This window comes from Streptomyces sp. NPDC028910, assembly GCF_055564955.1.
In genome coordinates this window covers 265,045-290,265 of the sequence record NZ_JBVHVF010000004.1, presented here as the reverse complement: position 1 = coordinate 290,265, position 25,221 = coordinate 265,045, and the positions used below count along the sequence as shown (strand labels likewise).

The following is a 25,221-nucleotide window of genomic DNA, read 5'->3' as shown; positions in this document are numbered from 1 at the left end:
ACCGCTTCCGGGTTTGATCGAAGCTGTCCACTACAGTGCGGGTTCGCATGCGCGGCGGGACGGGACGGGTGGCGAGTGCCGGACGTCGGACGTCGGACGTCGGGTGGAGTGGTCAGCGGGGGGCGCGGTGCCGGGGGTGGACGAAGTGATCGGTATGAACGGCACGAGGGACGGCTCGGGCGGTTCTGATGCGCGAGGCGGGGGCCCGGGACAGGCCGACCCGTACGGCACGGCGACGGTCGATACGGGCCGTGCTCCCGGCGCGACACCCGGAAGCACGGCAGGGACCCCTGCCGGTACGGCGCCGGGCCCCGGCCAGGCACCCGGCGCCGGCCCCGGCACCACCGCCCGCGGCCCTGGGCCCGGCCCGGCGCCCGGCCCCCGTACGGCGCCCGGCCCCGGTTCCGGCCCCGGCACCACCTCCCCCGGCCCCGCCACGGACACCGACCCCTCGCCCGCACCCGCCCCCGCACCCGCACCCGCCCGTACCCTCGGCCGGGGCATCGTCACCGGCCTCTGGGGCCGCGTCGAGCAGCAGGAGTTCCGCAGCCGCGTCCGCGGCACCCTCCTCGGCTCCGCCCTCGGCGACGCCCTCGGCGCGCCCGTCGCTGGCCTCACCCTCGACGGCATCCGCGAAGCCCACGGCCCGCAGGGCCTGACCGGACCCGCCCCCGCCCACGGGCGCCGCGGCGCGGTCACCGCCGCCACCCAGCTCACCCTCTTCACCGTGGACGGGCTGATACGGGCCCACGTACGCCGGGACACCGGCGCCTGGCACCCGCCCACCGACGTCCACCGCGCGTACCTGCGCTGGGCCGCCACCCAGCACGACTGGGGCCCCGACGAGCGCCGCAAGGACAACGGCTGGCTCGCGCAGGAGGAATGGCTCTACGTCCGCCGCGCCCCTGACCGCGCCAGCCTGACCGGCTTCGCCGACGACATCCTCGGCACCCTCGCCCAGCCGAAGAACCCGGCCGCCCGCGACGCGGCCGCCACCTCCCGCTCGGCCCCCTTCGGGCTGCTGGTCGGCTGGGAGCCCGCGCTGGTCCTCCAGCTCGCCGTCGAATGCGCCGCGCAGAGCCACGGCCACCCCACCGCCTACCTCTCGGCCGGCGCCCTCGCCGTCATCGTCCACGGCCTGGTCCGCGGCGACTCCCTCGACTCCGCCGTCCAGCGCACCCTGGGCCTGCTCGGCGCCCGCCCCGGGCACCAGCCCGTCACGGACGCCCTCCAGCGCGCCCTGTCGGCGGTCACCCAGGGCTCACCCGGCCCCGAGTCCATCGAAGCCCTCTCCCGCACCGCAGACCCCACCGCAGACCCCACCGACGGCCCCACCGACGGCCCCACCGCCAACCCCACCGATCGGCCCACCTCCGCCCACGGCCCGGGCCGCGACGCGGCGGACGCCCTCGCCGTCGCCGTCTACTGCGCCCTGGTAGCCGAGGACATCCCGCACGGCCTGCGCCTCGCCGTCAACCACGGCGGCGACTCCACCGCCACCGGCGCCCTGTGCGGGGCGCTGCTCGGCGCCCTCCACGGCGAGACGGCCCTCCCGGGCCCATGGCTCGCCGAGCTCGAAGGCCGGGCCACGCTGCTGGAGCTCTGCGACGACTTCGCCCTGGAGATGACCCAGGGCCCGACCCTCCACGGCCCCGCGCACTCGTCCCCGGGCTGGCTGGCCCGCTACCCGCGCGGCTGACCCGCCGGGCACGCCGTCTGACGCCCCCTCAACATTCGTGGATCCAGCCCGTACCGTGGCGGGTCCCACGTCTCGGAGGTGCCAGCAACCATGCGGATCGCCACGACCATCTTCCTCACCGACCGCACCGTCTCACCCGTTCGCCTCGCCCGCAGCCTGGAGGAGCGCGGCTTCTCCGGCCTCTACCTCCCGGAGCACACCCACATCCCGGTCGCCCGCGACACCGAGGCGCCCATGGGCGGCGAACTCCCCGAGATGTACGGGCGCACCCTCGACCCCTTCGTGGCCCTCGCCCAGGCGGCCGCCGTCACCGAGCGGCTCCACCTCGGCACCGGCATCACCCTGGTCGCCCAGCACGACCCGATCGTCCTCGCGAAGCAGGTCGCCACCCTGGACCACGTCTCCGGCGGCCGCCTCACCCTGGGCATCGGCTACGGCTGGAACGTGGAGGAGGCCGCCGACCACGGCGTCGAGTGGCTCACCCGCCGCGAACTGGTCCGCGACCGGATGGCGCTGATGCGCGCCCTGTGGGCCCCCGAGCCCACGGCGTACGTCGGTCAGTACTCCTCCGTCCAGGCGAGCAGCGCCCACCCCAAGCCGGTCCAGGCCCCGCGCGAACTGGGCCCCGGCGCCCCCCTGTACGGCCCCCGCACCCTGATCGGCGGCGCGGCCGGCCCGAAACTCTTCGCCGCCGTCGCCGACCACGCCGACGGCTGGCTCCCGATCGGTGGCGGCGGCCTCACCGAGTCCCTGCCGGTGCTGCGCCAGATCTGGGAGACCGCCGGGCGCGACCCGAAGACCCTCCAGGTCGTCCCGTACGCCGTCAGGCCCACGCCCGGCAAGCTGAGCCACTACGCCGACCTCGGCATCGAGGAGGTCGTCCTCCAACTCCCCTCGGCACCGAAGCCGGAGATCCTGCGCACCCTGGACGACTTCGCCCAGTACCTCTGACCCCAGCGCAGCGCTCGTGCACTACTGGTAGCCGCCGCCCGTGACGAGGGACCCGTCCGATCGGGTGATCGGACGGGCCCCTCGTCGTATGCGCTGCCAGCTCGGTCAGGAGGTGAAGTAGCCGTTCAGGTCGGCGATCACGTCGACGGAACCGGCGTGGTTGTAGAAGGTCACCCGCCCGTCGATCACCGGCACCACCACCAGGTTGGGGACGGTCTGCCCGGCCGTGAAGTTCAGGTTCGACACGTCCGGGCGCGCGATTCCGTGCGGGTGCACGGTGAGGAAGCTGGCCTGCGTGGGCTGGGTGACGGTGACGTTCAGGACCACCGCGGTCACCCCGGTCGCGGGAACACCCTCGACACCGGCCACCTGAAGGCTCACGATGCCGCCCGCGCCGACGGCCCCGGCACGGGCGCCGGTGCCGTCCCGGGTGTCCAGGAGCCGTACCGGCGAACCGGCCGAAAACGTCGACCCGCCCGCCGAGTAGTAGCCCGTGACGTCGGCGATCAGGTCCACCGAGCCGGAGTGGTTGCGCAGGTCCACCTTCCCGTTGACGACCGGGACCGTCACCAGGTTCGGGACGATCTGCCCGGCCGTGAAGTTCAGGTTCGACACGCCTGGCACCGCCTGCCCGTTCGGATAGACGGTCACGAACCCGGCCTGCGTCGGCGACACGGCCGTCACGTTCATCACGACCGCGGTCACCCCGCTCGCCGGCACACCCTTCACACCCGCCACCTGCAGCGTGACGATCCCGCCGGGACCGACCCGCGCCTTCGCCGCTCCGACACCATCACGCGTGTCCAGGAACCGCGAGGGCGTGATCGGCGTGAAGGCCGAGCCGGTACCGGCCTGGTCCGTGAAGTACCCGGTCACGTCCGCGATCAGGTCGACGGAGCCGGCGTGGTTGCGCAGGTCCACCTTCCCGTTCACGACCGGGACCGTCACCAGATTCGGCACGATCTGCCCGGCCGTGAAGTTCAGGTTCGACACCCCTGGCACGGGCCGCCCGTTCGGATACACGGTCACGAACCCGGCCTGGGTCGGCGACACGGCCGTCACGTTCATCACGACCGCGGTCACCCCGGTAGCCGGAACCCCCTTCACACCCGCCACCTGAAGCGTGACGATCCCGCCGGGACCGACCCTCGCCTTCGCCGCCCCGGTGCCGTCCCGCGTGTCCAGGAACCGCGCGGGCGTGATCGGCACGAACCGGCTCTTGCCCGTGGTGTCCTCGGGGGAGACCGTGTACGCCTTGGGAAGGTAGCCCGGTGACGCGACTCCGTCGGCGTACCCGATGCCGTCGACGAGCACGTCATACGTCCCCGGCTCCAGCCCGGTCGTGTCGACCAGGACCTCCAATGACGTACGGGCGTCGTTCACGGAGACCGTCTTCATCACCTTCGACTGCGTGCTCGTACCGCTCCTGACCAACTTCAGCTGAGTGGTCATGTTGAGCCACTTGCCGCTTACGATGGCCTTGGTCTGAGCACCGGCGGGACTGGTAGCAGGACTGATGGACGCCGGCAATTGAATCGGCCAGTTGCTACACACGCCGCACTCCGCCCGCATGCTGTAGATGACCGGCAGGGGAGTGTTGGCAGCGCTCAGCACGAACACCGCCTGGCCGGCCTCCGACTCGTACTCCGAGCCGCACTCGGCCTTGAGCTCCCGCCAGCTCTGCTGGCATTCATAGGTGGGGTCCGCGCTGTCCCACTCGGTGCTGCCGTGCAGGCTCAGGGCAGGAACCTCCCGGCCGGCGGCGATATTGGTGACACCGTTGACGTCGAAGGACTCGCCGGGCTTCATGTCGACGACGGCGCAGTAGGCCGTCGAGGTCTCGGAGAGCACTCCGTTGCGCAGCGGAAAGCCGTCGACCGAGATCGGGTTGGCGGTGCACTCAGGCGCCCAGCCGGCCGCCGTGCCCACCTTCCAGATGTCCAGGCTGCGGCGGATGGTCGCGTCCCCGGCCCGCCAACCCGACACGACCACCGTGTACGAGGTCGAGCCGGTCACCCTGCACGAGCCGCTGCGAGTGTGGCTGCACAGGGCCGTGCCATCGGCATCGGCGACCGTCAGCACCGTGGGGTCGTCGATCGCGCCTGCGCCGGGCCTCATGCCGATCCAGAACTTGTCGGTGGTGGCGCCGCTGATCCGGATGCATCGGGCGTCCAGCCGCGATGTGAACTCGAACGGGGTGGACGGGCCGCCGACCTTGGTCGAGGCCGGGGTCGCGCAGTTCGCGGCCTGCGAGATGTCGCGCCGGGCAAGGATGTGCCCGGCGTAGGCGCTGTTCTCCACCATTGCGGTATAGGGAACACCACGGGCGAGCCGACAGGTGGTAGGAGGAAAGGCCGAGCATGCCTCGTTGCCCGCCGGGTCGACCAGATGGATCTTGGTGTACGCGCTTCCGGAGTTCGTGGCCAGGGCGATCGACTCGGCGGTGGAGTGCTGATCGGCAGGCAGACTCAGGCAGTTCTGCAGAGCTGAACCGACCTGTGCACCCCAGGATCCGTCGAACCCGGTCTGCCGCCACGGGGTGCAGCCAGCGGCCTCGCCCGTCCGGTGGATGACCAGCGCGTAGGCCTTGGACGGGGTGCCGCTGAGCACCGCGCGGAACGGAGCGGTGCCGGTCAGCTTGCAGGAGCCGTACATGGGCCCGTAGTCGCCGTCCATCGCGCACTGCTCGATGCCGGCCGTGTCGTAGACCCTGGCGCGGAGAACGCTCGTGGATATGCGGTCGAGCAGATAGACGCCCAGGCCGGTGGCGGTCGGAAGCGTCAGACAGAGCTTCTGTCCGGGGCCGCCGAAGGTGCCCGTGACCGGGCCGGCTGCCATCCCGTTGTCGTGGGTCGCGGTGCAGCCCCGGGTCTCCTTGAGGGAGTAGAACTCCATGCCGAACTGCGAGAAACCGCTGATACGGTAGTCGGTCGCCCAGGTGTAGTCGTCGGACGCCAGATCGCAACCGCGCCCGCAGTCGCCCTGTTGCTGCCGGGTGCCGTCGGACGCGAACAACCGGCCCAGGGGCGCGTAGTGATCGGAGTCCACGACCGGGCCGAAGGCGTACCGGGCCGAATCCGTGGCACGCAGGACATAGCAGGGCACCGTGGAGGTCACGTCGGGCGACGTGCCGAACACCTGCGGCTCCACCACTACGCAGCCCTCCGGCTTGGAGAGCCGCGCAAAGGTGATGTCATGCCTGGCTTCCACGCCGGAGGCCGAGACCGTGACCCGGTAGGGCGCTACGCCCGTGAGCCTGCAGTCGAGGTTGTCGCTGCCCTGTTCACCGCAGATCCTGTTGCCTGCGCCGTCGTACACCGCCCTGCCGACATGGACGCTGGCCATGTTGGAGCGCAGCATGTCGTTCGCGGCCAGGTCCAGCGTGTAACAGTCACCTGCCGTGCCGAGCGGCAGGGACCCGTGGAACACCGTCGGGGCGCCGAGCATGCGGTCGGCCGCGCCCACCGTCTTGCAGGAGGTGGAGGAGAGCAACGCGAAGTACGACACCGATATGTCGCTGCGGAATTCGCTGCTGTTCGTGATCTCCAGGGAGTACGTCCCCGCCTGGGTCGTGGGGCAGCTGGTGGGGGCATAGTCCACGCCTTGACAGGTCACGGCAGTGCCGCCCGGTGCGAGCAGCTTGGTGTTCACGAAGGCCATGGTCGTGATGGTCCGGAAGAGGACCAGGTCCCTCTGCTGCGGCAGGGTGAGCGAGAAGGAGACGCTCTTGCCCGGTTCGACTCCGCAGCTGACGACCGTGTGGGGCGCGAGAGTGGCCGGGCAGACCTCTGCCACGTCGCTCTGCTCCAGCGCGCGCACCGCGGCCTCGCGTTCGGCCTTCGGATCCGCCTTGGGCGGGGCTTCCGGGCCCGCCTGCGCGGCCGACGGAGCACGGGCGCCGGCCGCCGGTTGCGGCGAAGCGGTGGCCGGCGGTTCGGGCGCCGCAAGCGCGGTACCCGACTGGCCCGTGAACGAGGCCAGGAGGGCCAGCAGCAAAGCCCCGGAAACCACTCCGCTTCTTCGCCTGTAGCTCTTCCACACTCTTCTGCCCGGTGGCAGCAAGCTCATGAACCCCCCAGTCCAAGCAGGCCCGGGCCATGTGACCATCACAGGATTGCGGGCAGGCGGAGCTTATCCGCCCGTTACACGGGTCACGCAGGGGGTCGGCCCTCACGGCGCAGTTCCGCCCAGACCGTCTTGCCGATCAGGCGGTCCGTGACGCCCCAGTCGGTGGCGAGGGCGTCGACGATGCGGAGGCCGTAGCCGGATTCCGCCTGGTAGGCGTGCGGCTGCACGGTGGGCCGGCGGTCGCGGCGGGCGTCGGAAACCTCCACGCGGAGCACACCCTCCAGGAGGGTCATCCGGAGCTCGAAGTCCCGGCCGGGAACGCGGCCGTGGGTGATGGCGTTGGCGGCCAGCTCGGCCACCAGTAGTCCGGCGTCGGCGGAGAGCGCGGTGGGTTCGGGGATTCCTCGTTAACTTAACTAGTCTCGTTCTTTCCCCAGGTCAGGTGACGTTTTCCTGATCTGGGCGTTAGGTCGTTCGTGAGCGAATCTCTGGCACCTGTACGTGATCTTTCGACATTGGTCGTCCCTCAGGTCGGCCGGCTGACGAAGACGGGAGACGAGTGGGAGCCCTACCGGCTCGTGGACGCCTCAGGGGCAGTGGTCGAGCCGGTCGCGGAGTACTTCCGGGACCTCCTGGGGTGTCAGCGAGCAGAGTCGACCGTGTACACGTACGGCAATGGGTTGCTGCGGTGGTGGCGATTCCTGGCCGCACTCGACATCGGCTGGGACCGGGCCACGCGAGTCGAGGCTCGCGACTTCATGCGATGGCTCCAGCACACCGACAAGCCACGGGTCGGCCGCTCTCCACGGCGGGCCGAAGACGCAGTGAACGCGGTCACGGGCAAGCCGCGACCGGGCAGGAAGTACCAGCCGTCGACGCGCGCGCACACCGAGACGGTGCTTCGGAAGTTCTACGAGTTCCACCAGGAGATGGGCACTGGGCCGCTGATCAACCCGTTCCCACTGGTCAGAGCCCGGCAGACGGAGCGGGCAAACGCCCACCACAACCCGATGAGCTTGTTCCGCAACGAACGCCAAGGCCGCTACCGGCCCAAGGTGCCCAAGCGGATCCCCCGAATGATCCCAGACGACCGATTCAACGAGATTTTCGCTGCGCTTGGATCCAACCGGGACCGCGCCCTGGTGGCGTTCTGGGTCTCCACGGGCGCCCGCGCTTCTGAGCTACTGGGCGCCCGGTTTTGCGACGCGGATCCAGGCCAGCAGCTGATCAGCGTGATTCGCAAGGGCACCAAAGTTGCGCAGCCATTGCCCGCTTCGCCAGACGCCTTTGTCTGGCTACGGCTCTACCAGTCTGAACTGCATGGGCTGCTGCCCAAGGGGCGCTCACGGCCCCTGTGGTGGACGCTGCGTCAACCGCTTCGACCACTGACCTACCACGCCGCCCACCGCATGTTCGAGCGCGTGAACACCGGCCTCGGCTCCAACTGGACCCTGCACGACCTCCGACACACTGCCGCATATCGGATGTCCCGGGACCCAAAGATCCCGCTCATCGACGTCCAATGGGTCCTGGGCCATGCCAGCCTGACCACCACTCAGATCTACACGACGCCTACCGGCGACGAAGTCATCGAGAACGTCCTGGCTCACCATGCCCGGATGGAGGCCAACGCCGCGGCCCGCCAAGCACCGCCGCCGGCCCCGGGCTACCGGCCGGAGAGCCTGGACGTGCTGTTTGGGCGGGTGGCGACGCCGTGAACAAAGCCGGCCCCCGGGGAACCGTCTCACGCCGCGCCACGCTGAGCCTGCCCGAGCAACGCGTCGAACCCGAGATCGGCTCGCAGAGTCAGGCTGCCCTGCGAGCCCAGTACCCCGCTCGCACTAACCCACCCTGCTGGCCTGGCAGCGAGCAACCGGCGGAAGATCTGATCGATCTGCTCACCGCAGGACTGAACAGGCACACGCTTCCCAGCGTCCAGCGTGGTGTCACCGCGGTGCTGGGCTGGCTGAGCACACAGCCCGGGCTCTCGTGGCAGGACAAGTGGCTGGCCAGTGGGGCGGAAGATCGCCCGAACGACTGGAAGGCACTGGTGGAGCCCTGGCTGGAGGCCAGGGGCTGGGACAAGGAGTACGGATTCAAGGACCTCAGCACCGGCCTGCGCCGACTGATCTGTGCGGACGCACTCCGCCCCAGCGCAAACTTCATGCTCAGGCAGCAATTCACCGGGCTTGTCGCATCCATGACCGACATCCGGGATCCGGACGGCTTCGCCAGACTGCGCTCAAGCATCGCGGAAATGACACCGGCTCCTCGTCGCTTTGCCTCCGATACCGCGTTCAAGCGGATCGCGACAATCCTGGCCGTCAAGGGCGGGAAGGTCGATGAGATCACAGTTGGAGACTGCGTTGAGCTCCTGGATACCCAGGACACAACGCACGCCCGCGGTGGGCAGGGCAAGATGCTCTTCTATCAGCTCCTACACGTCTCCGGCTATTTCCCATCCGACGCGCCCCTGAGCGCCCGCGCCTTCCGCTCGGCAAAGGGGCAACTAACCTGTGCCGAACTGATCGATCGCTACGCCCTTCAGTGCCGGCCAGTCCGCGATCTACTGGTGGAGTACCTCAAAGAGCGCCAGGCTGTGCTCGACTACACGACCCTCAAAACGCTGTCATACATCCTGGGGCGGGTGTTCTGGAAGGATCTGGAAGACCACCACCCGGGTATCTCCTCGCTTCAGCTCCCGGCCGACGTGATCAGCGCGTGGAAACAGCGGGCCGCGACCAAGGTCTGCACTATCCGAGCCAACGACGGCACAGTCACCCAGGTGCGGCAACCCCGCACCAACATCAATCACGCCCTAACGCTCGTGCGCGCCTTCTATCTCGACATCGCCCAGTGGGCTGCCGAGGAGCCAGCCCGCTGGGGGCCACACGTCGCGCCTTGCCCGATCCGCTCCCACGAGATCAGCCAGACCAAACAGATCGAACGCGCGCGAGCGCGCATGCACCAGCGCACACGTCATCAACTACCCATGCTGCCGACCGTGGTGGCCATTGCTGAGCGGCGTCTCGCGGCCATGACCGAGCTGATGGCTGCAGCCCGCCAGGCCGAACCTGGCACAACTTTCACCTTCGATTCGGTCACCTACCAGCGTCCGACGACGGTCCGCGCGGACGCCAGCAGCCTCCGTGTGCTCAATACCGACACCGGAGAACAGCGCAACCTCACTCACGAGGAGCACCTCACCTTCTGGGCTTGGGCCACCATCGAGGTTCTCCGGCATACCGGAATCCGGATCGAGGAACTGAACGAGCTCAGCCATCACAACTTCGTCCAGTACCGGCTGCCGAACACTGGCGAGCTCGTACCTCTCCTCCAGATCGCCCCATCCAAAACAGATAGCGAACGACTGCTGCTGATCAGCCCCGAGCTCGCGGACGTGCTGAGCAGAATCGTCAGCCGAGTCCGTGCCGCCGACGGCGCCATCCCCCTAGTAAGTGCCTACGACACTCATGAGCGCATATGGAACCCACCTCTGCCGTTGCTGTTCCAGTTCAAGTACGGCACCGAGAACAGGCCGGTCGGCGGCTACAACCTCCGCAAGTTCATCCTCACGCTCCTTGAGAGCGAGGGGTTGAGCCATCCCGATGGGACGCCGCTGCGGTTCACGCCGCACGACTTCCGCAGAATGTTCGTAACCGACGTGATCTCGAATGGACTGCCGCCGCACATCGCCCAGGTGATCTGCGGGCACCGCGACATCAACACCACGATGCACTACAAGGCGGTCTATCCACAGGAAGCCATCGAACAGCACCGAGCCTTCATCGCCCGCCGCCGCGCCATCCGCCCCAGCGAGGAATACCGCACACCCACCAACGAGGAGTGGGAAGAGTTCCTCGGCCACTTCGAACTCCGGAAGGTGTCTCTCGGCACCTGTGGCCGGGCGTTTGGCAGCCCTTGCATCCACGAGCACTCCTGCGTCCGGTGTTCGATGCTCCGGCCCGACCCGGCGCAACGTCCCCGCCTCATCGAGATCCGAGACAATCTCCTCGCCCGGATCACCGAAGCCGAGCGAGAAGGCTGGCGGGGAGAGGTCGAAGGGCTCAAGGTCAGCCTCAGCGGCGCAGAGGCCAAGCTCGCACAGCTCGACAGCCGTCCCACCATCCACCTTGGCATGCCCGACCTCAGCCGTATCGTCTCTGACACCGTCACCACAGCAGGACCAAACAACGAACCCGTGTGATCGGACTTGGCGCTTCGAGCACAGAAGAAGAGCTCACCCTTGATGAAGCGCGGTACGACGTCCAACAGGTGGGGCCATTCTGACTAGTTCAGAGAAGCCCCAGTCGTGCAGTTCGACGAGGGCCAGCTGGCGGGCGAGGCGGGCGCCGCGGCGGGTGGAGCTGAAACGCTGAGTGAACGTGCGTACGAGGGCCTGGGTGGGGCCGGAGGGTGCGGTCATGGAATGAACTTCCCGTGCGGCCAGGGAAGTTCCCAGCAGGGCAACTACTACTTTTCAACTGTAGTAGTCCACTCTCTGGACAGGAACAGTCACCGTGCGTAAGCCTGTCTTCGGGGAGGTGACCGCTGTGACGAGTGTCGACGAGAGCGGTGACGCCGAGGTCGAACCGGACGACGACCTGCGGAACTTCGGCGAGACGATCAAGGCGTTCCGCAAACGGGCCGGCCTGACCCAGGAGGCGCTCCGGCCGCTGGTCGGGTACTCGGTCCAGTACGTGGCCTCGGTCGAACAGGGCCGCCGCCACCCGTCCACGAAGTTCGTGGACAAGGCGGAGGAGGCGCTGGACGGCTTCGGCGTCATCCGCATCGCAGCAAAGAAGCTGGCGCGGCGACGAGGGCTGGCGAAGTGGTTCCGGCGGTGGGCCGAGCTGGAAGAGGTCGCGATCACCCTTAATACGTATGAGTGCCGGTCGATACCGGGGCTGTTACAGACGGAGGCCTACGCGCGGGCTCTCGTAGGCGCGGTGCTGCCGCCACCCACCGCCGAGGAGGCGGAGGAACGCATCACGGCCCGGCTGGACCGACAGCGGCTCCTGTTCCGTACCCCGTACACGGTCTTCAGCTTCATCATCGACGAGGCGGTGATCGCGCGGCAGACCGGCGGCCCGGAGGTGACCCGCGAGCTGATCGACCACCTGCTGGAGTGCAGCCGCCTGCCCAACGTCGACCTCCAGATCATGCCGCTGATCAGCCCCGAACACGCAGGCCTCGGCGGCCCCTTCTGCCTCCTCGAAACCGAGGACCACGAGTGGGTGGGTTACAGCGAGGGGCAGCAGTTGGGTCGGGTGCTATCTGACCCGAAAGACCTCAGCCTCCTCCACCAGCGGTATGCCAAACTTCGCATTCAGGCCCTCAATCCTGCGGACAGCAGGGGCCTGTTGATGCGAATGCGAGGATCCCTGTGAACAGCTCCCAGCTCCGGCGGTTCAAGAGCAGCTACAGCGGTAGTCAGGGCGACGACTGCGTCGAGGTCGCCCTCTCCTGGCACAAGTCCACGTACAGCAGCGGTGACGGCGACAACTGCGTCGAGGTCGCCGCCTGCGCCGACACCGTCCACGTCCGGGACTCCAAGGTGACCGCCGGTCCCGAGCTGGCCGTCGCCCCCGCCGTCTGGGGTGCTTTCCTGGGCGGGGTCACGGCCGACCGCTGAGCTACGCCTCGTAGGGGAACCGGGCGAGCGGGGTCTCGCGCTCGAAGAAGGTCTTGGCGCGGGCCATCGCCCGCTCGTCGTTCCGCACCTGGCCGGGGCGGGAGCCGTTGCCGAGGAGTACCCCGCCGAAGCGCATCCCCATGTAGGCGGCCGAGTGGTTGAGGCTGGTGATCAGCCCGTCGGCGACGACCTCCTCCTCATGGGCCATGACCGTGACCCCCCACAGGGTCCGGCCCGCCATCCGCTTCTTGAAGTCCACGCCGGGTACGCCCAGCCAGCCCGACCAGTAGTCGAGGTAGCGCTTGGTGTGCGCGGAGAGGGAGTACCAGTACAGGGGCGAGGCGATGACGATGTCGGTGGCCTCCAGCGTGGCCCGCCGCAGCTCCTCCTCGTGGGCCCCGGCCTGCCAGGATTCGCTCTCGTGCCGGCCGTCCTGGAAGTCGGGCAGCGGCAGCTGCGCCAGATCCACCCAGCGCTGGGGGGTGCCGGCGGGCAGCTGCTCGGCGGCGGCGCGGGTCAGGATCTCGGTGTTGCCGTCGGGCCGGGAGCTGCCGAGGACGAAGAGGAACGAGCGGTCCGCGTCACTGGCTATGTCAGTCGTCATGTCTACTCCGGTCTCGGTCGGCGCGTGCCTCGCGTGCAACTCCCCTACCTCCCGGCGTATTCCGGCGTTCCGCGCGAGCGCGTTCAGGCGCTGAAGCCCAGCGCCAGGGCGCCGACCACGGGCGCCGCGAAAAGCGGGGCCTCCCCTAGGAGGCCCCGCCATCATCGCCCGGTCGGACCACTGCTTGCTGGCGCCCGCGAGCTGGAGCGCCTTTCTGAACGGGGTCACGGTGAGCCGCTGACCGTGTTTCGATCGCTCCTTGATCGTGCTCACGCTAGCTTGGCGTGATGTCTGAGCTGCGAACCGATCGTCTTGTGCTGCGCGGGTGGCGGGAGTCCGACCTCGGGCCCTGGGCGGCCATGAACGCCGATCCCGAGGTCCGTGCGTACTTCCCGGATGTACTCACCCGGGAGCAAGCCGAGGCGTCCGCGGCCCGGGCCGCGGTGGCCTACGGCTTCGACAGCGTCCGCCTGGCGGAGATCCTCGCGGTCACGTCGGTCACCAATCTCCGGTCGCAGGCGGTGATGCGCCGCATCGGCATGACCCGTGACCCGGCCGATGACTTCGACGACCCGACCGTGCCGGAGGGGCCGCTGCGCCCGAGCGTGGTGTACCGGCTCCGGGGCGGGTCGGTCATGACGAGATGAGCAGCTGAAGGGCCAGTGCGGTGATGAGGGTGGAGGACGCCATGGCGGTCACCAGCCTCCCGCGACCGCCGGTCAGCGCCCGGCCGAGCAGTGCTCCGCCACCGGCCAGGAGCAGTTGCCAGCTGGCGGACGCGGCGAAGGCGGCGAGGACGAACACCGTCTGCTCCAAGGGGTCCGGAGCGTTCGCGGTCCGGCTGCCGAGGACGAGCGCCGCGAAGTAGATCACGGTCATGGGGTTCATCATCGTGATGCCCAGCAGCGCGAGGTAGGCGCGCGCGGGGCCGATGGGGGCCTCGTCCGTCCGGGTCGCCGTCTGCCGCCCGCGGTACTGGGCGATGGCCTGGGCGCCGCTGCGGACCGCCAGGGCGATGAGCACCAGGGCCGAGGCCCAGCGCAGGGGGAGCAGGACCGGTTCGATCACCGGGGTGAGCGCGGAGCCACCGATCGCGGCGATCAGCGCGTAGAGACCGTCGGCGGTGGCGACACCCAGGGCGGCGCACACGCCGGTCTTCAGAGAGGTCCGGGCGGTCAGGGCCACCAGATAGGTCGCGACGGCTCCCACGGGTACGGCGATGCCGTAGCCGGCGAGGAGCCCCGCGAGCAGCGCGGCGCTCACGCGTGCGTGGGCGCCGGACTCCGCCGTGGGCCGGTCTGCTGCTGGCCCCGCGCCGATCGGGCGGCGGAGGTCAGCGGCAGGAAGGCGACGAGATTCGTGGTCATGGCGGGATTCTGCGCGCGACGCACTCGCCCCGGCAATTCGTTTTTCAGGGCCGTGCAAGGCCGTGCAAGGCCGTGCAACGCCGTTTCAGGGCCGCCCCGTACGCTGCACGCATGATCGATTCACGTACGCATGTCCGCGTCGCCCGGCCCTCCCTCGACCTGGAGGCGGCCGAACGGTTCTACGTCGACGGGCTCGGGCTCGACGTGCAGTGGCGGAGCGCCGGGAGCGTGCCCGGGGAACACGACCTGCTGATGGTCGGGCCGGCCGGGGGCGGGTGGCACTTCGAGCTCACCCGTGACGCCTCGAACCCGATCCTGCCCGCGCCCACCGTCGACGACCTCTTCGTGCTCTACCTCGGCGAGACGCCGGACGAGGCCCTCGTCCAGCGCCTCGTCGAGCACGGCGGGACCCGGGTCGCCGCACACAATCCGTACTGGGACGAGTGGGGGGTCACCGTCGCCGACCCCGACGGCTACCGCCTCGTGCTCTGCTCCCGCACCTGGGGCTGACCGGCCGGACCCGCCTCCTGGGACCAGGACCAGGTCCCGGTCACCCGTACCGGCTGGGCTCACTCGATCTTCGGGGCGTGGGGGAGGCCGGCGGTCAGGGCGGTGCCGGCGCCCCTGAGGGAGGAGTCCGTGGCCTTGGTGGCGGATCCGGCCGCCGAGGCGGTGACGCCGACCGCCGTCTTCGTGTCCTGTACGGCCTGGCCGGGGTGGTCGACGATCTCGCCGACGCGCTGGGTGATCGGGGGCCCCTGGACGGCCGGTTCGTCGGCGTGCGCGGCGACGGGGGTGAGTGCTAGGGCGGCTCCACCGGAGACGACCAGGGCGGCGAGGGTGCGCTTCATGGCATTCATGCCCGGCCCAACGACCCCGCCGCACGGGGGTCACCGCCCGAGGACGGCCGTGTGGGTCACCCGGGACGCACGGCGGCCCCGGATCGGGGATCGATCCGGGGCCGCGGGGGTGACTCAGCGGGTGGGGCGGGGAAGGGTCAGTCCTCGACCACCAGGGCCGGGGTGGACTTCGTCAGGACCTCGCCGCGGAAGAAGGCCGGGCTGCGGCGCTCGGTGATCACCATGATGACCACGCCGAGGAGGAGCAGGCCCACTCCGATGATGAAGACGCTGCCCACGCCGAAGAGCGAGGAGCCGGAGCCGTAGGCCGGGTCCAGCATGTCGTACATCGTCTGGCAGAAGACGGCGGCGAGCATCAGGCCGCCGACGCCGGGGAAGATGCCCTTGACGAACAGGTCGCGCACCGAGCCGCGCAGGTCGCTGCGGAAGTACCAGACGCAGGCGAAGGCGGTGATCGAGTAGTAGAAGCAGATCATCAGGCCGAGGGCGTAGATGGTGTCGATCAGCACGTTCTCGCTGACCACGGTCATCACCGCGTAGAAGGCACCGGTGGCGACGCCCGCCGCGACGGTGGCGCGGCCCGGGGTCTTGAAGCGGGGGTGGACCTTGGCGAAGGAGGACGGCAGGGCTTCGTAGGTGCTCATCGAAAGGACCGTGCGGGCCACCGGGATGAAGGTGGTCTGCAGGCTCGCGGCGGCGGAGGCCAGGACCGCGACGAAGAGCAGGATCCCGAGGCCGGAGCCCATGATCGGCTCGGCGAGGGTGGCGAAGACGTTGTCCGCGGTCTCCTCGTTGCCGAGGCCGTTGCCCTCGGCGCCGACACCGGCGTACATCTGGGAGGCGATGGCGACGACCAGGTACGAGGCGACGATGACGACCATGGCGAGCATCGCGGCGCGGCCGGGGGTCTTGGCGCTGCCGACGCTCTCCTCGTTGACCGACAGGCAGGCGTCCCAGCCCCAGTAGATGAAGATCGACAGGGAGAGACCGGCCGTGAAGGCGGCGAGGGACTCGACGGCGAAGGGGTTCATCCAGGACCAGGAGAAGGCGAGCGAACCCGCGACCTCGTCGGCCTTGGTGATGGCCATGAAGGCGAAGATCGCCAGCACCGCGAGCTGAAGGCCGACCAGGACGTACTGGACCCACTTGGTGGCGGTGATGCCGCGGTAGCTGATGGCGGTGGCGATCGCGATGAACGCCAGCGTGGTGAGGATGTGGACGGCCTTGTTGCCGTCCAGTGCGGCGAGATCCTCGCTGCCGCTCACTTCACCCAGGAGGAGGTAGAAGTAGTTGGTGGCGACACCGGCGAGGTTGGAGAGCACCACGACCGTGGCGACGAGCAGGCCCCAGCCGCACATCCAGCCGACGCGGGGGCCGAAGGCCTTGACCGACCAGGTGAAGGAGGTGCCGCAGTCGGGGACTGCCTTGTTCAGGGCGCGGTAGGCGAAGGCCACCAGCAGCATGGGTATGAATCCGGCCAGGAAGATGGCCGGCATCTGCACGCCGACCTCGCTGACCGTGGGGCCGAGCGTGGCCGTCAGACAGTAGACGGGGGCGACCGTCGATACGCCGATGACGGCGTTGCCTATGAGCCCGACGGAATTGCCGCCGAGTCCCTTGCCGCGTACGCCCTCGGCGACGCCGCTTACCGTGTCTCCGGCCTGAGGCCGAGCTTCCACCTGAGTCATGGGTCAGGACGTTAGAGGGTGCGTTTTCCACATCTGGACGATCGAAGTCCGGAACGGGAGAGCCGTCAAAGCCTTCGAATCTTGAGATCGACACGATTCGCACGGGCTTAATGCAAGGTTCATTTCGGGATCCGCCCACGCTTCAGCAGGCTCTGGAGCGGGGCTTTCGGCATACGGAAACCGCAGCTGTGTCCGTTTTGGGCGTTTCTAAAGTTTCCCATACGAGTTTCGGCCACCGGTTTGCCGCGGACATGGCAAGCGTTTTAGAGTCGCCGCCGTTCAAGGTCATTTACGGGGGGACACGACGAACATGCATTTCAAGCCACTGATCAGCACCGTCACGGCCGCCACGGCGCTGCTCGCGCTCACCGCCTGCGGCGGCGGCGAGAAGCCGGCGCTCGGCGGCATCGGCGGGGATTCCGTCGCCGCCGGCATCGGCGGCGTCGGTGGAGACGGCGGGGACGGCGGGGACGGCGGGGACGGCGGCCCCAACGAGGGCACCCTGGACAACCCGACGAAGAACGGCGGGGTCAACGGGAACGCCCCCAAGAACGGCACCGCCTTCCAGCAGCTGCCCAAGGCCGCGACCATCGCGGCGGCCGCCCGGTTCGTCAACGGCCACACCAAGTGCGCCGAGATCACCACGACGGAGAGCGGCTACGAGTACTGGGACGAGGACGCCAAGTACGACGAGAAGACGTACTCCGTCGTCGAGCGCGGCAGCTGCGACACCGGCAGCACCCGCATCTTCATGATCAAGGACATGAAGGTCTTCCAGACCGCGTTCAAGGCCGAGATCGCCAAGGACGCGGCGGAGAACAAGGGCAACGTCAACTCCGGGGTCGTCATCGGCCAGGACTTCACCGTCGGATCCACCCGCTCGACCGCCATGGCCGCCCTGCTGAAGCCGCAGGCCGGGCTGCTCATGCTGAACTGCCACCCGGAGTTCAAGCCGCCGAGCGGCTTCCGCAAGGAGCCCGCCCTGATCAAGGGCTGCGTCCTCACCGACTACTACAAGGACTGAGGCTTCCGGACGGGGCGGGTCGTCCCCCGCCCCGCGCCGGTCCTCAGCCCGTCCAGACGATCGACTGGATCTCGCTGTAGGCGTGCAGGGCGTACGAGCCCACGTCCCGGCCCACCCCGCTGCGCTTGAAGCCGCCGAACGGGGCCTCCATGTTCCGCCCGACGGTGTTCACGCCGACCCCGCCCGACCGGAGTCGGCGGGCCACCCCGAAGGCCCGGGACGCGTCCCCCGACCAGACGTAGCTGATCAGCCCGAAGTCGGAGTCGTTGGCCAGGGCGACGGCCTCCTCCTCCGTGTCGAAGGGGACGACCACGACCACCGGGCCGAAGATCTCCTCGCGGACCACCCGCATGTCGTTCGTGCAGTCCACCAGGAGGGTCGGGGCCACGTAGAAGCCGCGGCCGGCCCCCACCACCGGGCGCTCGCCCCCGTACGCGATCCGCGCCCCCTCCTTCTTCCCCAGCTCGATGTACGACTCCACGCGGTCCCGGTGCGCCGCCGAGATCACCGGGCCCACCACCGTGCCCCGCACCGCCGGGTCGCCGACCTTCATGAAGGCCAGGTAGCCGGTGAGCTTCTCGATCAGCTGGTCGTAGACGGCCCGGTGCGCGATCACCCGGGTCGGGGCCGTGCAGATCTGCCCGGAGTAGAAGGAGAAGGTCGTCCCGATCCCGCTGACCGCAGCGTCCAGGTCGGCGTCCTCGAAGACGATCGCCGCGCCCTTGCCGCCCAGCTCCATCAGCTGCCGCTTCATCGTCCGGCCGCAGACCTCCGCGATGCGCTGGCCGACGCCCGTGGAGCCGGTGAAGGACACCATGTCCACGTACGGGGAGTCCACCGCGGCCTCGCCGACCTCCACCGACCGCCCGCCGACGACGTTCACCACGCCCGCCGGCACCCCGGCCTCCGCGAGCGCCTCGGCCATCTTGAACACCGACAGCGGATCCTGCGGGGCCGGCTTGACCACCACCGTGTTGCCCATGGCCAGGGCCGGGGCCACCTTGCCCGCCGGATTCGCCCACGGGTTGTTGTACGAGGTGATGCAGGCGACCACGCCGACCGGCTGGCGTACCTCCAGCGCGCCCAGGACGCTCGCCCGCCCCATCGGGCCGGCCTCCGTCACCTGCGGCGGAAGGCCCCGCTCCACCGGCTCCAGGGCCCCCTTCGCGTACCGCCGGAAGCGGGCGACCCCGACCCCGACCTGCATGCCGCGGGCGATCCCGGTCGGTGCGCCCGTCTCGGCCTGGGCCAGCGCCGTCCACGGCTCGAACTCCCGCTGCATGATGTCCGCGGCCCGGTCGAGGATCGCCGCCCGCGCCTCGGGCGCCGTACGGGACCAGGCGCCGAAGGCCTCGGCCGCGGCCCGGGCCGCCTCCGCGACCTGCCCGGGCGAGGCCTCGGGCGCGAGCCCGACCACCGACTCGTCCGCCGGGTTGACCACCTCGTAATGGCCGCCCGCCGGCTCCACCCACTCGCCGCCGACGAAGAGCCGCTGGGCGTCGTGGGTCATCGGGTGCTCACCGGTCATCGCGTGCTCACCGTCCTCGTGTCCCGGCCCGACCTGAGCACGATGCCGGGAACGGCCCCCGTCACCTGGTCGTCGCGGATGGTCTCCACGCCGTTGACGCGGACCGAGACGATGCCGATGGCCCGTGCGTCCAGCCGCGGGCTGTTGCCGGGCAGGTCGTGGACCAGCGTCGCCGGGCCGGCCTCGATGCGCTCCGGGTCGAAGAGGACCAGGTCCGCGTGGTAGCCCTCGGCGAGGCGGCCGCGCTCGCGCAGCCCGAACAGCTGGGCCGGGTCGTCGGTGAGCATCCGTACCGCCTGCTCCAGCGGCACCAGCTTGCGGCCGCGCAGGCAGTCGCCGATGAAGCGGGTCGTGTACGGGGCTCCGCACATCCGGTCCAGGTGCGCCCCCGCGTCGGAGCCGCCGAGCATGACGTCCTCGTGCTGCCAGGTCTCCTGGCGCAGGGCCCAGCTCGCCGGGTCGTTGTCGGTCGGCATCGGCCAGAGCACCGTGCGCAGGTCGTCGTTGGCGCAGATCTCCACCAGGCAGTGGAAGGGGTCCTGGCCGCGTTCGGCCGCGATGTCGTTCACGACGCGGCCGGAGAGACCCTCGTTCTCCTTGCTGTACGTGTCCCCTATGACGTACCGCCCGAAGTGGGCGAGGCGCCGGAAGACCCCGGCCTCCTTGCTGTCGGCCCGGCGCAGCATCTCGGCCCGTACGTCGGCGTCGCGGAGCTTGTCGATCCGCTCGGGGACGGGCAGGCCGAGGATCTCGCCCCAGCCGGGGATGAGGTTGAGCGCGCAGAAGGTGCCCAGCGACATGTTCATGGGGGTGAGGATCGGCATCGTCAGCGCGACGATCCGGCCGCCGGCCTTGCGGGCGCGCTCGCTCGGGATCAGCTGGCGCGGGACCCGCTCGGGGACGGAGGCGTCGATGGTGAGGACGTTCCAGTTCAGGGGCCTTCCGGCGGCCGCGCTCATCTCGACGAAGAGGTCGATCTCGTCGTCCGAGAACTGGTCGAGGCAGCCGGCGACGATCGCTTCGAGCTGGGTCCCCTCGTGTTCGGCGACCGCTTGAGAGAGGGCGAGGAGCTCCGCCGGCCTGGCGTGCCGGGAGGCCACGGGGTGCCCGGCGCCGTCGGAGTGGGTGGAGGACTGGGTGGTGGACAGGCCCCAGGCGCCGGCGTTCATGGCGTCGTGGAAGAGGTCGAGCATCTGCCGCATCTGCTCGGGGGTGGGCTGGCCGCCGACGGCGTCCTCGCCCATCACGTGACGGCGCAGGGCGCAGTGGCCGACCATGAACCCGGCGTTGACGGCGATCCGGCCCTCCAGGGCGTCGAGGTACTCGCCGAAGGTGGACCAGGTCCAGTCGACGCCCTCCTCCAGGGCCTTGAGGGCCATGCCCTCGACCTTGCTCATCATGCGGCGCGTGTAGTCGGCGTCTTCGGGGCGGGCCGGGTTGAGCGGCGCCAGGGTGAAGCCGCAGTTTCCGCCGGCGATGGTGGTCACGCCGTGGTTCATGGAGGGCGTGGCGTAGGGGTCCCAGAAGAGCTGGGCGTCGTAGTGCGTGTGGGGGTCGATGAAGCCGGGGGTGAGGACCAGCCCGGTGGCGTCCTCGCTGGTGCGGGCCGCCGCGTCGGTGACGGTGCCGGGTGCGGCGATCACCGCGATGCGGCCGTCCCGTAGCCCGACGTCGGCGACGCGGGCGGGGGCGCCGGTGCCGTCCACGACGGTCGCGCCCTTGATCAGGTGGTCGAGCATGACGTCCCTTCTGCCGGTGTTCGCCTTGCGGGCCGTGTGCTGGGGCTCCGCCCCAGACCCCGCGCCTCAAACGCCGGCGGGGCTGGTTTTTCAGCCCCACTTCCAGCCTCGCCGGCGGGGCTGAGACGGTCAGACGGCCTCGCGGAAGCGGGTCGTGCGGTGGATCGGGTCCGTGTCGATCTCCGGGATCACGTGCTCGCCGATGAGCTTGATGGTGGTCATCGTGTCCTCGTACGAGACGCCGGTCGGCAGACCGAAGGAGAGCTGGTCCGCACCCGCCTGCTCCCAGCGCTTGCACTGCGCGCGGACCTCCGACGGGTCGCCGCAGATCAGCAGTTCCTCGGCGATCAGCAGCTCGATGATCTCCGCGTTGTACTCCGGCAGGGTCTCGGGCCACTGCGGGATCGCCTCGGGCCTCGGGAAGGTGTCGTGGTAGCGGAAGACCAGCGACTGGAAGCGGTTCATGTTGGCGTTGACGGCGATCTCCACCGCCTTGTCGTGCGTCTCCGCGCAGATCGCGGTCGAGGTGACCATCACGTTGTCGTTCACGAAGGCGCCGATCGCCTTCGCCTCCTGGATGGCCGTCTTGTACTGGTCGAGGACCCACTCCATGTCGGAGACCTTCTGGACGCTGAAGCCGAGGACTCCGAGGCCCTTCTTCGCCGCCATGGCGTACGAGGACGGGGACCCGGCGGCGTACCACATGGCCGGGTGCGCCTTCCCGTACGGCTTGGGGAAGATCTTCCGCGGCGGCAGCGACCAGTGCTTGCCCTGGAACCCCTCGTACTCCTCCTGGAGGAACATCTTGGGGAACTCCGCGATGGTTTCCTCCCAGATCTCCTTGGTGCCGTTCATGTCCTCGATGCCGGGCAGGAAGCCGAGGATCTCGTGGCTGCCCGCGCCGCGGCCGGTGCCGAATTCGAATCGGCCCTTGGAGAGGTGGTCGAGCATGGTGACCTTCTCGGCCACCTTGACCGGGTGGTTCACCGGCGCGAGCGGATTGAAGATGCCGGAGCCGAGGTGGATGCGCTCGGTGGCGTGGGCGAGGTACCCGAGGAACACCTCGTTCGCCGACAGGTGCGAGTACTCCTCCAGGAAGTGGTGCTCGGAGGCCCAGGCGTACTTGAAGCCGGACTTGTCCGCCTGGACGACGTACTCGGTCTCCTCGATCAGCGCCTTGTGCTCTGCCTCGGGGTCGACCTTGGAGCGCGCCTCAGGCACGTATCCCTGCACGAAGAGCCCGAATTCCAAGGGGGTTCACCGTCCTTTGGTTTCTGACGTTGCGTCAGATCAGATGTCCCGACTGTTCCACCGTCACGCCGCGAGCGTCAATACCTGACGCTCCATCAGATGATGCTGACGCCCGCCATCCAGCCGCCGTCGATGACGAACGGCTGCCCGGTGATGTACGAGGAGTCCTCGCCGGTCAGGAAGAGCGCCAGCTTGGCGATCTCCTCCGGCTGCCCCACCCGCCCCATCGGTACGACCCGCTTGTAGAGCTCAGCCATCGCCTCCCTCGCCTCGTCGGTCATCCCGGCCGGGTCCAGCAGCCCCGGGTTGGCCATCGGGGTGTCCACGGCACCCGGGCACATCGCGTTGACCCGGATCCCCTTGCCCGCCAGCTCCAGCGCGGCCACCCGGGTGAGGCCGAGGATGGCCGCCTTGGTGGCGGCGTAGGCGCCGACGTACGCCATCCCCGTCAGTCCGGTGTACGAGGAGGTGTTGACGATCGTGCCGCCGCCCGCCGCCTCGATCTCGGGGGCCACCGACCTGATGCCGAGGAAGGCGCCCACCTGGTTGACCTGGACCACCTGCTGGAACTCCTCCAGCGGGGTCGCGGTCAGCTCGTTGAAGCGCAGGATGCCCGCGTTGTTGACCAGGCCGTCGATCGGGCCGAAGGTCTCCTTCGCGGTGGCGATCGCGGCCGCCCAGTCCTCCTCGCGGCTCACGTCCATGCGTACGTAGCGGGCCCGGTCCTCGCCTATTTCCTTGGCCACCGCGGCGCCCTGCTCGTCCAGTACGTCGCCGAGGAGCACCTTGGCGCCCTCGGCGGCGAAGAGGCGGGCCTCCTGCTCGCCCTGGCCGCGTGCCGCGCCGGTGATGATGACGACGCGCCCGTCCAGCTTGCCCATGCGTGATCCCCTAATCGTTGAGGTGCGGGGCCACTTCGGCCCCGAACGCGGTGATCTGGTCGACGAGTTCGGCGCGGTCGCGGCAGCGGAAGCGGACCTGGATCTGGTCCACGCCGAGCGCCTTGTACTCCCGCAGGGACTCGGCGAGCACCTCGGCCTTGCCGGTGAGGGTGCGGCGGCCGGTGTCCCAGCCGGGCTCGCCGACGTACAGCGCCTCGGTGATCGCGCCGAACTCGATGGGGCCGCCGATCCCGGCCCCGGCGCGCAGTTCCCGGATACTGGCGATCTGCGCCGGGAGCTTCTCGCGCGGGTCGCCCTGCGGGAGCCAGCCGTCCCCGCGCACCGCGGCCCGGCGGACGGCGGCGGGCGAGGAGCCGCCGACCCAGACGGGGATCCGCTCCTGGGCGGGCCGGGGCAGCTGGCCCAGGTCCTTGAAGGAGAACAGCTCGCCCTCGAACTCCGGGTACTCCTCGGGCCCGAGCGCCGCCCGCAGTGCGTCCAGGGTCTCGTCGAGGACCGCCCCGCGGCGGGCGAAGTCCACGCCGAGGACCTCGAACTCCTCCTGGACGTGCCCGGCGCCGACGCCGAGGATCAGCCGGCCGCCGGAGAGGTGGTCGAGGGTGGCGTACTGCTTGGCGCTGATCAGCGGGTGGCGCAGGCCGAGGATCGCGACGTGGCTCAGGAGCCGCACGTGCTCGGTGACACCGGCGAGGAAGGACAGGGTCGCCACCGGGTCGTACCAGACGGTGCCCATGGGGCCGGCGAGCCGCCGCGGGATGGCCACGTGGTCGCAGGTGGCCACGTACCCGAAGCCGGCCCGGTCCGCGGCCCGCGCGACCTCGGCGAGATCGGCGGCGGTGGCCGACGCCTCCCAGGGCTCGGCGTAGAGGGTGCTCTGCGACTGGACCGGGAGCTGCATCCCGTAGACCAGCCGACCTTCCGGAAATACGCGCGCCATGCGGGGCCCGCCTCGCCTTCGTCTGCCGAGTCCTCTGGCGAGGGCTCTGCCGATTCGTCCTACCGGTGCCGGGCCATCGTCGTAGCTGACGGTCCGTCAGGCAAGGGGTGCGCGCACTACACCCGATCGGGTGTTGCGGAGTGCTACTAATGGTGGGACCGTAGTGGCATGGCAACCACAGCGCTTGCACCTACGGAGGCCCGCATGTCCGAGATCACAGTGAAGAAATCGGTGACCATACGGCGCTCCATCGCCGAGCAGATCGAGGAGCGCGCGGGTGCGGGTGGGTTCTCCAGCTTCATCGACGCCGCCGCCGAGCACTGGCTCGCCCTGCTCAAGGCGCAGGAGATCGTCGAAGACTACGAGCGGACAAACGGGCCGCTGCCCGAGGATCTTCTGGAAGAGGTCAGTCGCGCATGGCACGGCGAGTAGTACCGAGGGCGGAGCACCTGCGCGTCAGCGCCGCGCTCGTCCTTGACGCCCAGGCATTGTCTCTGCTTGCCGAGAAGGACGCCCGCACGACCGTGCTGATCGAAGTCGCACGCCGCGACGGCTACGCTCCGGCCATCAGCACGGCCACTCTCGTGGAGGTTCGCCGCCACGGCCAGGCGGGCCAGCGCCTTGCCTGGGTCAGATCCCGGCTCACGGTCGTCCCCGTAACTGAGGAGGTGGCCGACAAGGCCGCCGAACTGCTGGAGACCGCCGGGCTCGACGGGCACGAGTGCGTGGTGGACGCACTCGTCGTGGCCACCGCAGCCCTCTCGACCGGGCCGGCGAAGGTGGCGTCCTCGGACGGCTCCCACGTACCGAAGCTCTGCGCAGCGGCATCCGTCGGGCGGCCGTCGCCCGTGCAGTGGGTACGCGTGTGAAGGCGACCACGACCGTTCGGCAGGACCGGCCGCATCAGAGACAGCTCGAGCGTGAGCGTCTCCGCGAACTGATCCAGGACTCCGAGGCCGTGAACGGAC

General features: G+C 69.6%; 22 protein-coding genes. 11 read left to right on the top strand and 11 right to left on the bottom strand.

Annotated elements, in window-relative coordinates; all coding sequences use genetic code 11:
- The first annotated feature begins 502 nt into the window (after positions 1-502).
- Together ACZ4TV_RS08300 and ACZ4TV_RS08295 are read left to right on the top strand one after the other, a co-directional pair.
- Complete coding sequence (locus tag ACZ4TV_RS08300) at positions 503-1,699, top strand: ADP-ribosylglycohydrolase family protein (protein WP_468132272.1); 1,197 nt, start codon at positions 503-505, stop codon at positions 1,697-1,699.
- Positions 1,700-1,789: 90 nt separating this feature from the next.
- Positions 1,790-2,650, top strand: coding sequence for a TIGR03619 family F420-dependent LLM class oxidoreductase (locus ACZ4TV_RS08295; protein WP_468131997.1), 861 nt, complete (start codon positions 1,790-1,792; stop codon positions 2,648-2,650).
- A gap of 105 nt (positions 2,651-2,755) precedes the next feature.
- On the opposite strand, the gene ACZ4TV_RS08290 is transcribed toward ACZ4TV_RS08295, so the two are convergent.
- Positions 2,756-6,661: a hypothetical protein gene (locus tag ACZ4TV_RS08290; RefSeq protein ID WP_468131996.1), complete on the bottom strand. Its 3,906-nt coding sequence runs from the start codon at positions 6,659-6,661 to the stop codon at positions 2,756-2,758.
- Between the two features lie 140 nt (positions 6,662-6,801).
- On the bottom strand, positions 6,802-7,119 hold the full coding sequence (locus tag ACZ4TV_RS08285) for an ATP-binding protein (RefSeq protein WP_468132270.1): 318 nt from the start codon (positions 7,117-7,119) through the stop codon (positions 6,802-6,804).
- 75 nt (positions 7,120-7,194) lie between these two features.
- On the opposite strand from ACZ4TV_RS08285, the gene ACZ4TV_RS08280 reads away from it, so the two are divergent.
- From ACZ4TV_RS08280 to ACZ4TV_RS08265, 4 genes are all read left to right on the top strand, one after another.
- On the top strand, positions 7,195-8,436 hold the full coding sequence (locus tag ACZ4TV_RS08280) for a tyrosine-type recombinase/integrase (protein WP_468131994.1): 1,242 nt from the start codon (positions 7,195-7,197) through the stop codon (positions 8,434-8,436).
- Positions 8,433-10,925 (top strand): tyrosine-type recombinase/integrase, encoded by a 2,493-nt coding sequence (locus tag ACZ4TV_RS08275; protein ID WP_468131992.1) that lies wholly within the window; start codon positions 8,433-8,435, stop codon positions 10,923-10,925. Before ACZ4TV_RS08280 ends, ACZ4TV_RS08275 begins: the two co-directional genes overlap by 4 nt.
- A gap of 346 nt (positions 10,926-11,271) precedes the next feature.
- Positions 11,272-12,108 (top strand): helix-turn-helix domain-containing protein, encoded by an 837-nt coding sequence (locus ACZ4TV_RS08270; RefSeq protein ID WP_468131990.1) that lies wholly within the window; start codon positions 11,272-11,274, stop codon positions 12,106-12,108.
- Positions 12,105-12,353 carry a DUF397 domain-containing protein gene (locus ACZ4TV_RS08265; protein WP_468131988.1) on the top strand — a complete coding sequence of 83 codons (249 nt, stop codon included), beginning with the start codon at positions 12,105-12,107 and terminating at the stop codon, positions 12,351-12,353. Before ACZ4TV_RS08270 ends, ACZ4TV_RS08265 begins: the two co-directional genes overlap by 4 nt.
- A 1-nt stretch (position 12,354) precedes the next feature.
- Here the strand turns inward: ACZ4TV_RS08265 and ACZ4TV_RS08260 are convergent, their stop codons facing one another.
- Entirely contained in the window at positions 12,355-12,957 is a 603-nt protein-coding gene (locus ACZ4TV_RS08260; RefSeq protein WP_468131986.1) for a flavodoxin family protein, read from the bottom strand.
- Positions 12,958-13,244: 287 nt separating this feature from the next.
- Here ACZ4TV_RS08260 and ACZ4TV_RS08255 point away from each other — a divergent pair, with 287 nt between their 5' ends.
- Positions 13,245-13,604: a GNAT family N-acetyltransferase gene (locus ACZ4TV_RS08255; protein WP_468131984.1), complete on the top strand. Its 360-nt coding sequence runs from the start codon at positions 13,245-13,247 to the stop codon at positions 13,602-13,604.
- Here the strand turns inward: ACZ4TV_RS08255 and ACZ4TV_RS08250 are convergent.
- Positions 13,591-14,220, bottom strand: coding sequence for a LysE family transporter (locus tag ACZ4TV_RS08250; protein ID WP_468131982.1), 630 nt, complete (start codon positions 14,218-14,220; stop codon positions 13,591-13,593). The two genes, ACZ4TV_RS08255 and ACZ4TV_RS08250, sit on opposite strands and share 14 nt — an antisense overlap.
- A gap of 215 nt (positions 14,221-14,435) precedes the next feature.
- Between ACZ4TV_RS08250 and ACZ4TV_RS08245 the strand changes: the two genes are divergently transcribed.
- On the top strand, positions 14,436-14,834 hold the full coding sequence (locus tag ACZ4TV_RS08245) for a VOC family protein (RefSeq protein ID WP_468131980.1): 399 nt from the start codon (positions 14,436-14,438) through the stop codon (positions 14,832-14,834).
- 59 nt (positions 14,835-14,893) lie between these two features.
- Here the strand turns inward: ACZ4TV_RS08245 and ACZ4TV_RS08240 are convergent, their stop codons facing one another.
- Together ACZ4TV_RS08240 and ACZ4TV_RS08235 are read right to left on the bottom strand one after the other, a co-directional pair.
- Complete coding sequence (locus ACZ4TV_RS08240) at positions 14,894-15,184, bottom strand: hypothetical protein (RefSeq protein ID WP_468131978.1); 291 nt, start codon at positions 15,182-15,184, stop codon at positions 14,894-14,896.
- Positions 15,185-15,321: 137 nt separating this feature from the next.
- Complete coding sequence (locus ACZ4TV_RS08235) at positions 15,322-16,872, bottom strand: APC family permease (protein WP_468131976.1); 1,551 nt, start codon at positions 16,870-16,872, stop codon at positions 15,322-15,324.
- Between the two features lie 310 nt (positions 16,873-17,182).
- On the opposite strand from ACZ4TV_RS08235, the gene ACZ4TV_RS08230 reads away from it, so the two are divergent.
- The gene (locus ACZ4TV_RS08230) at positions 17,183-17,896 is read left to right on the top strand and encodes a hypothetical protein (RefSeq protein WP_468131974.1); all 714 of its coding nucleotides are present in this window, start codon (positions 17,183-17,185) and stop codon (positions 17,894-17,896) included.
- Between the two features lie 43 nt (positions 17,897-17,939).
- Here ACZ4TV_RS08230 and ACZ4TV_RS08225 read toward each other — a convergent pair whose 3' ends face one another.
- The 5 genes from ACZ4TV_RS08225 to ACZ4TV_RS08205 all read right to left on the bottom strand — a co-directional run bounded on the left by ACZ4TV_RS08225 (position 17,940) and on the right by ACZ4TV_RS08205 (position 24,253).
- Positions 17,940-19,406, bottom strand: a complete 1,467-nt coding sequence (locus tag ACZ4TV_RS08225; protein WP_468132268.1) for an aldehyde dehydrogenase family protein — start codon at positions 19,404-19,406, stop codon at positions 17,940-17,942.
- Positions 19,407-19,420: 14 nt separating this feature from the next.
- The gene (locus ACZ4TV_RS08220) at positions 19,421-21,163 is read right to left on the bottom strand and encodes an N-acyl-D-amino-acid deacylase family protein (protein WP_468131972.1); all 1,743 of its coding nucleotides are present in this window, start codon (positions 21,161-21,163) and stop codon (positions 19,421-19,423) included.
- Between the two features lie 129 nt (positions 21,164-21,292).
- Entirely contained in the window at positions 21,293-22,414 is a 1,122-nt protein-coding gene (locus ACZ4TV_RS08215; protein WP_468131970.1) for an LLM class flavin-dependent oxidoreductase, read from the bottom strand.
- Between the two features lie 95 nt (positions 22,415-22,509).
- Entirely contained in the window at positions 22,510-23,295 is a 786-nt protein-coding gene (locus tag ACZ4TV_RS08210; RefSeq protein ID WP_468131968.1) for an SDR family NAD(P)-dependent oxidoreductase, read from the bottom strand.
- A gap of 10 nt (positions 23,296-23,305) precedes the next feature.
- On the bottom strand, positions 23,306-24,253 hold the full coding sequence (locus ACZ4TV_RS08205) for an LLM class F420-dependent oxidoreductase (RefSeq protein ID WP_468131966.1): 948 nt from the start codon (positions 24,251-24,253) through the stop codon (positions 23,306-23,308).
- Positions 24,254-24,457: 204 nt separating this feature from the next.
- Between ACZ4TV_RS08205 and ACZ4TV_RS08200 the strand changes: the two genes are divergently transcribed.
- Positions 24,458-24,685 (top strand): hypothetical protein, encoded by a 228-nt coding sequence (locus ACZ4TV_RS08200; RefSeq protein WP_468131964.1) that lies wholly within the window; start codon positions 24,458-24,460, stop codon positions 24,683-24,685.
- Complete coding sequence (locus ACZ4TV_RS08195; protein WP_468131962.1) at positions 24,670-25,122, top strand: type II toxin-antitoxin system VapC family toxin; 453 nt, start codon at positions 24,670-24,672, stop codon at positions 25,120-25,122. Before ACZ4TV_RS08200 ends, ACZ4TV_RS08195 begins: the two co-directional genes overlap by 16 nt.
- Positions 25,123-25,221 lie beyond the last annotated feature (99 nt).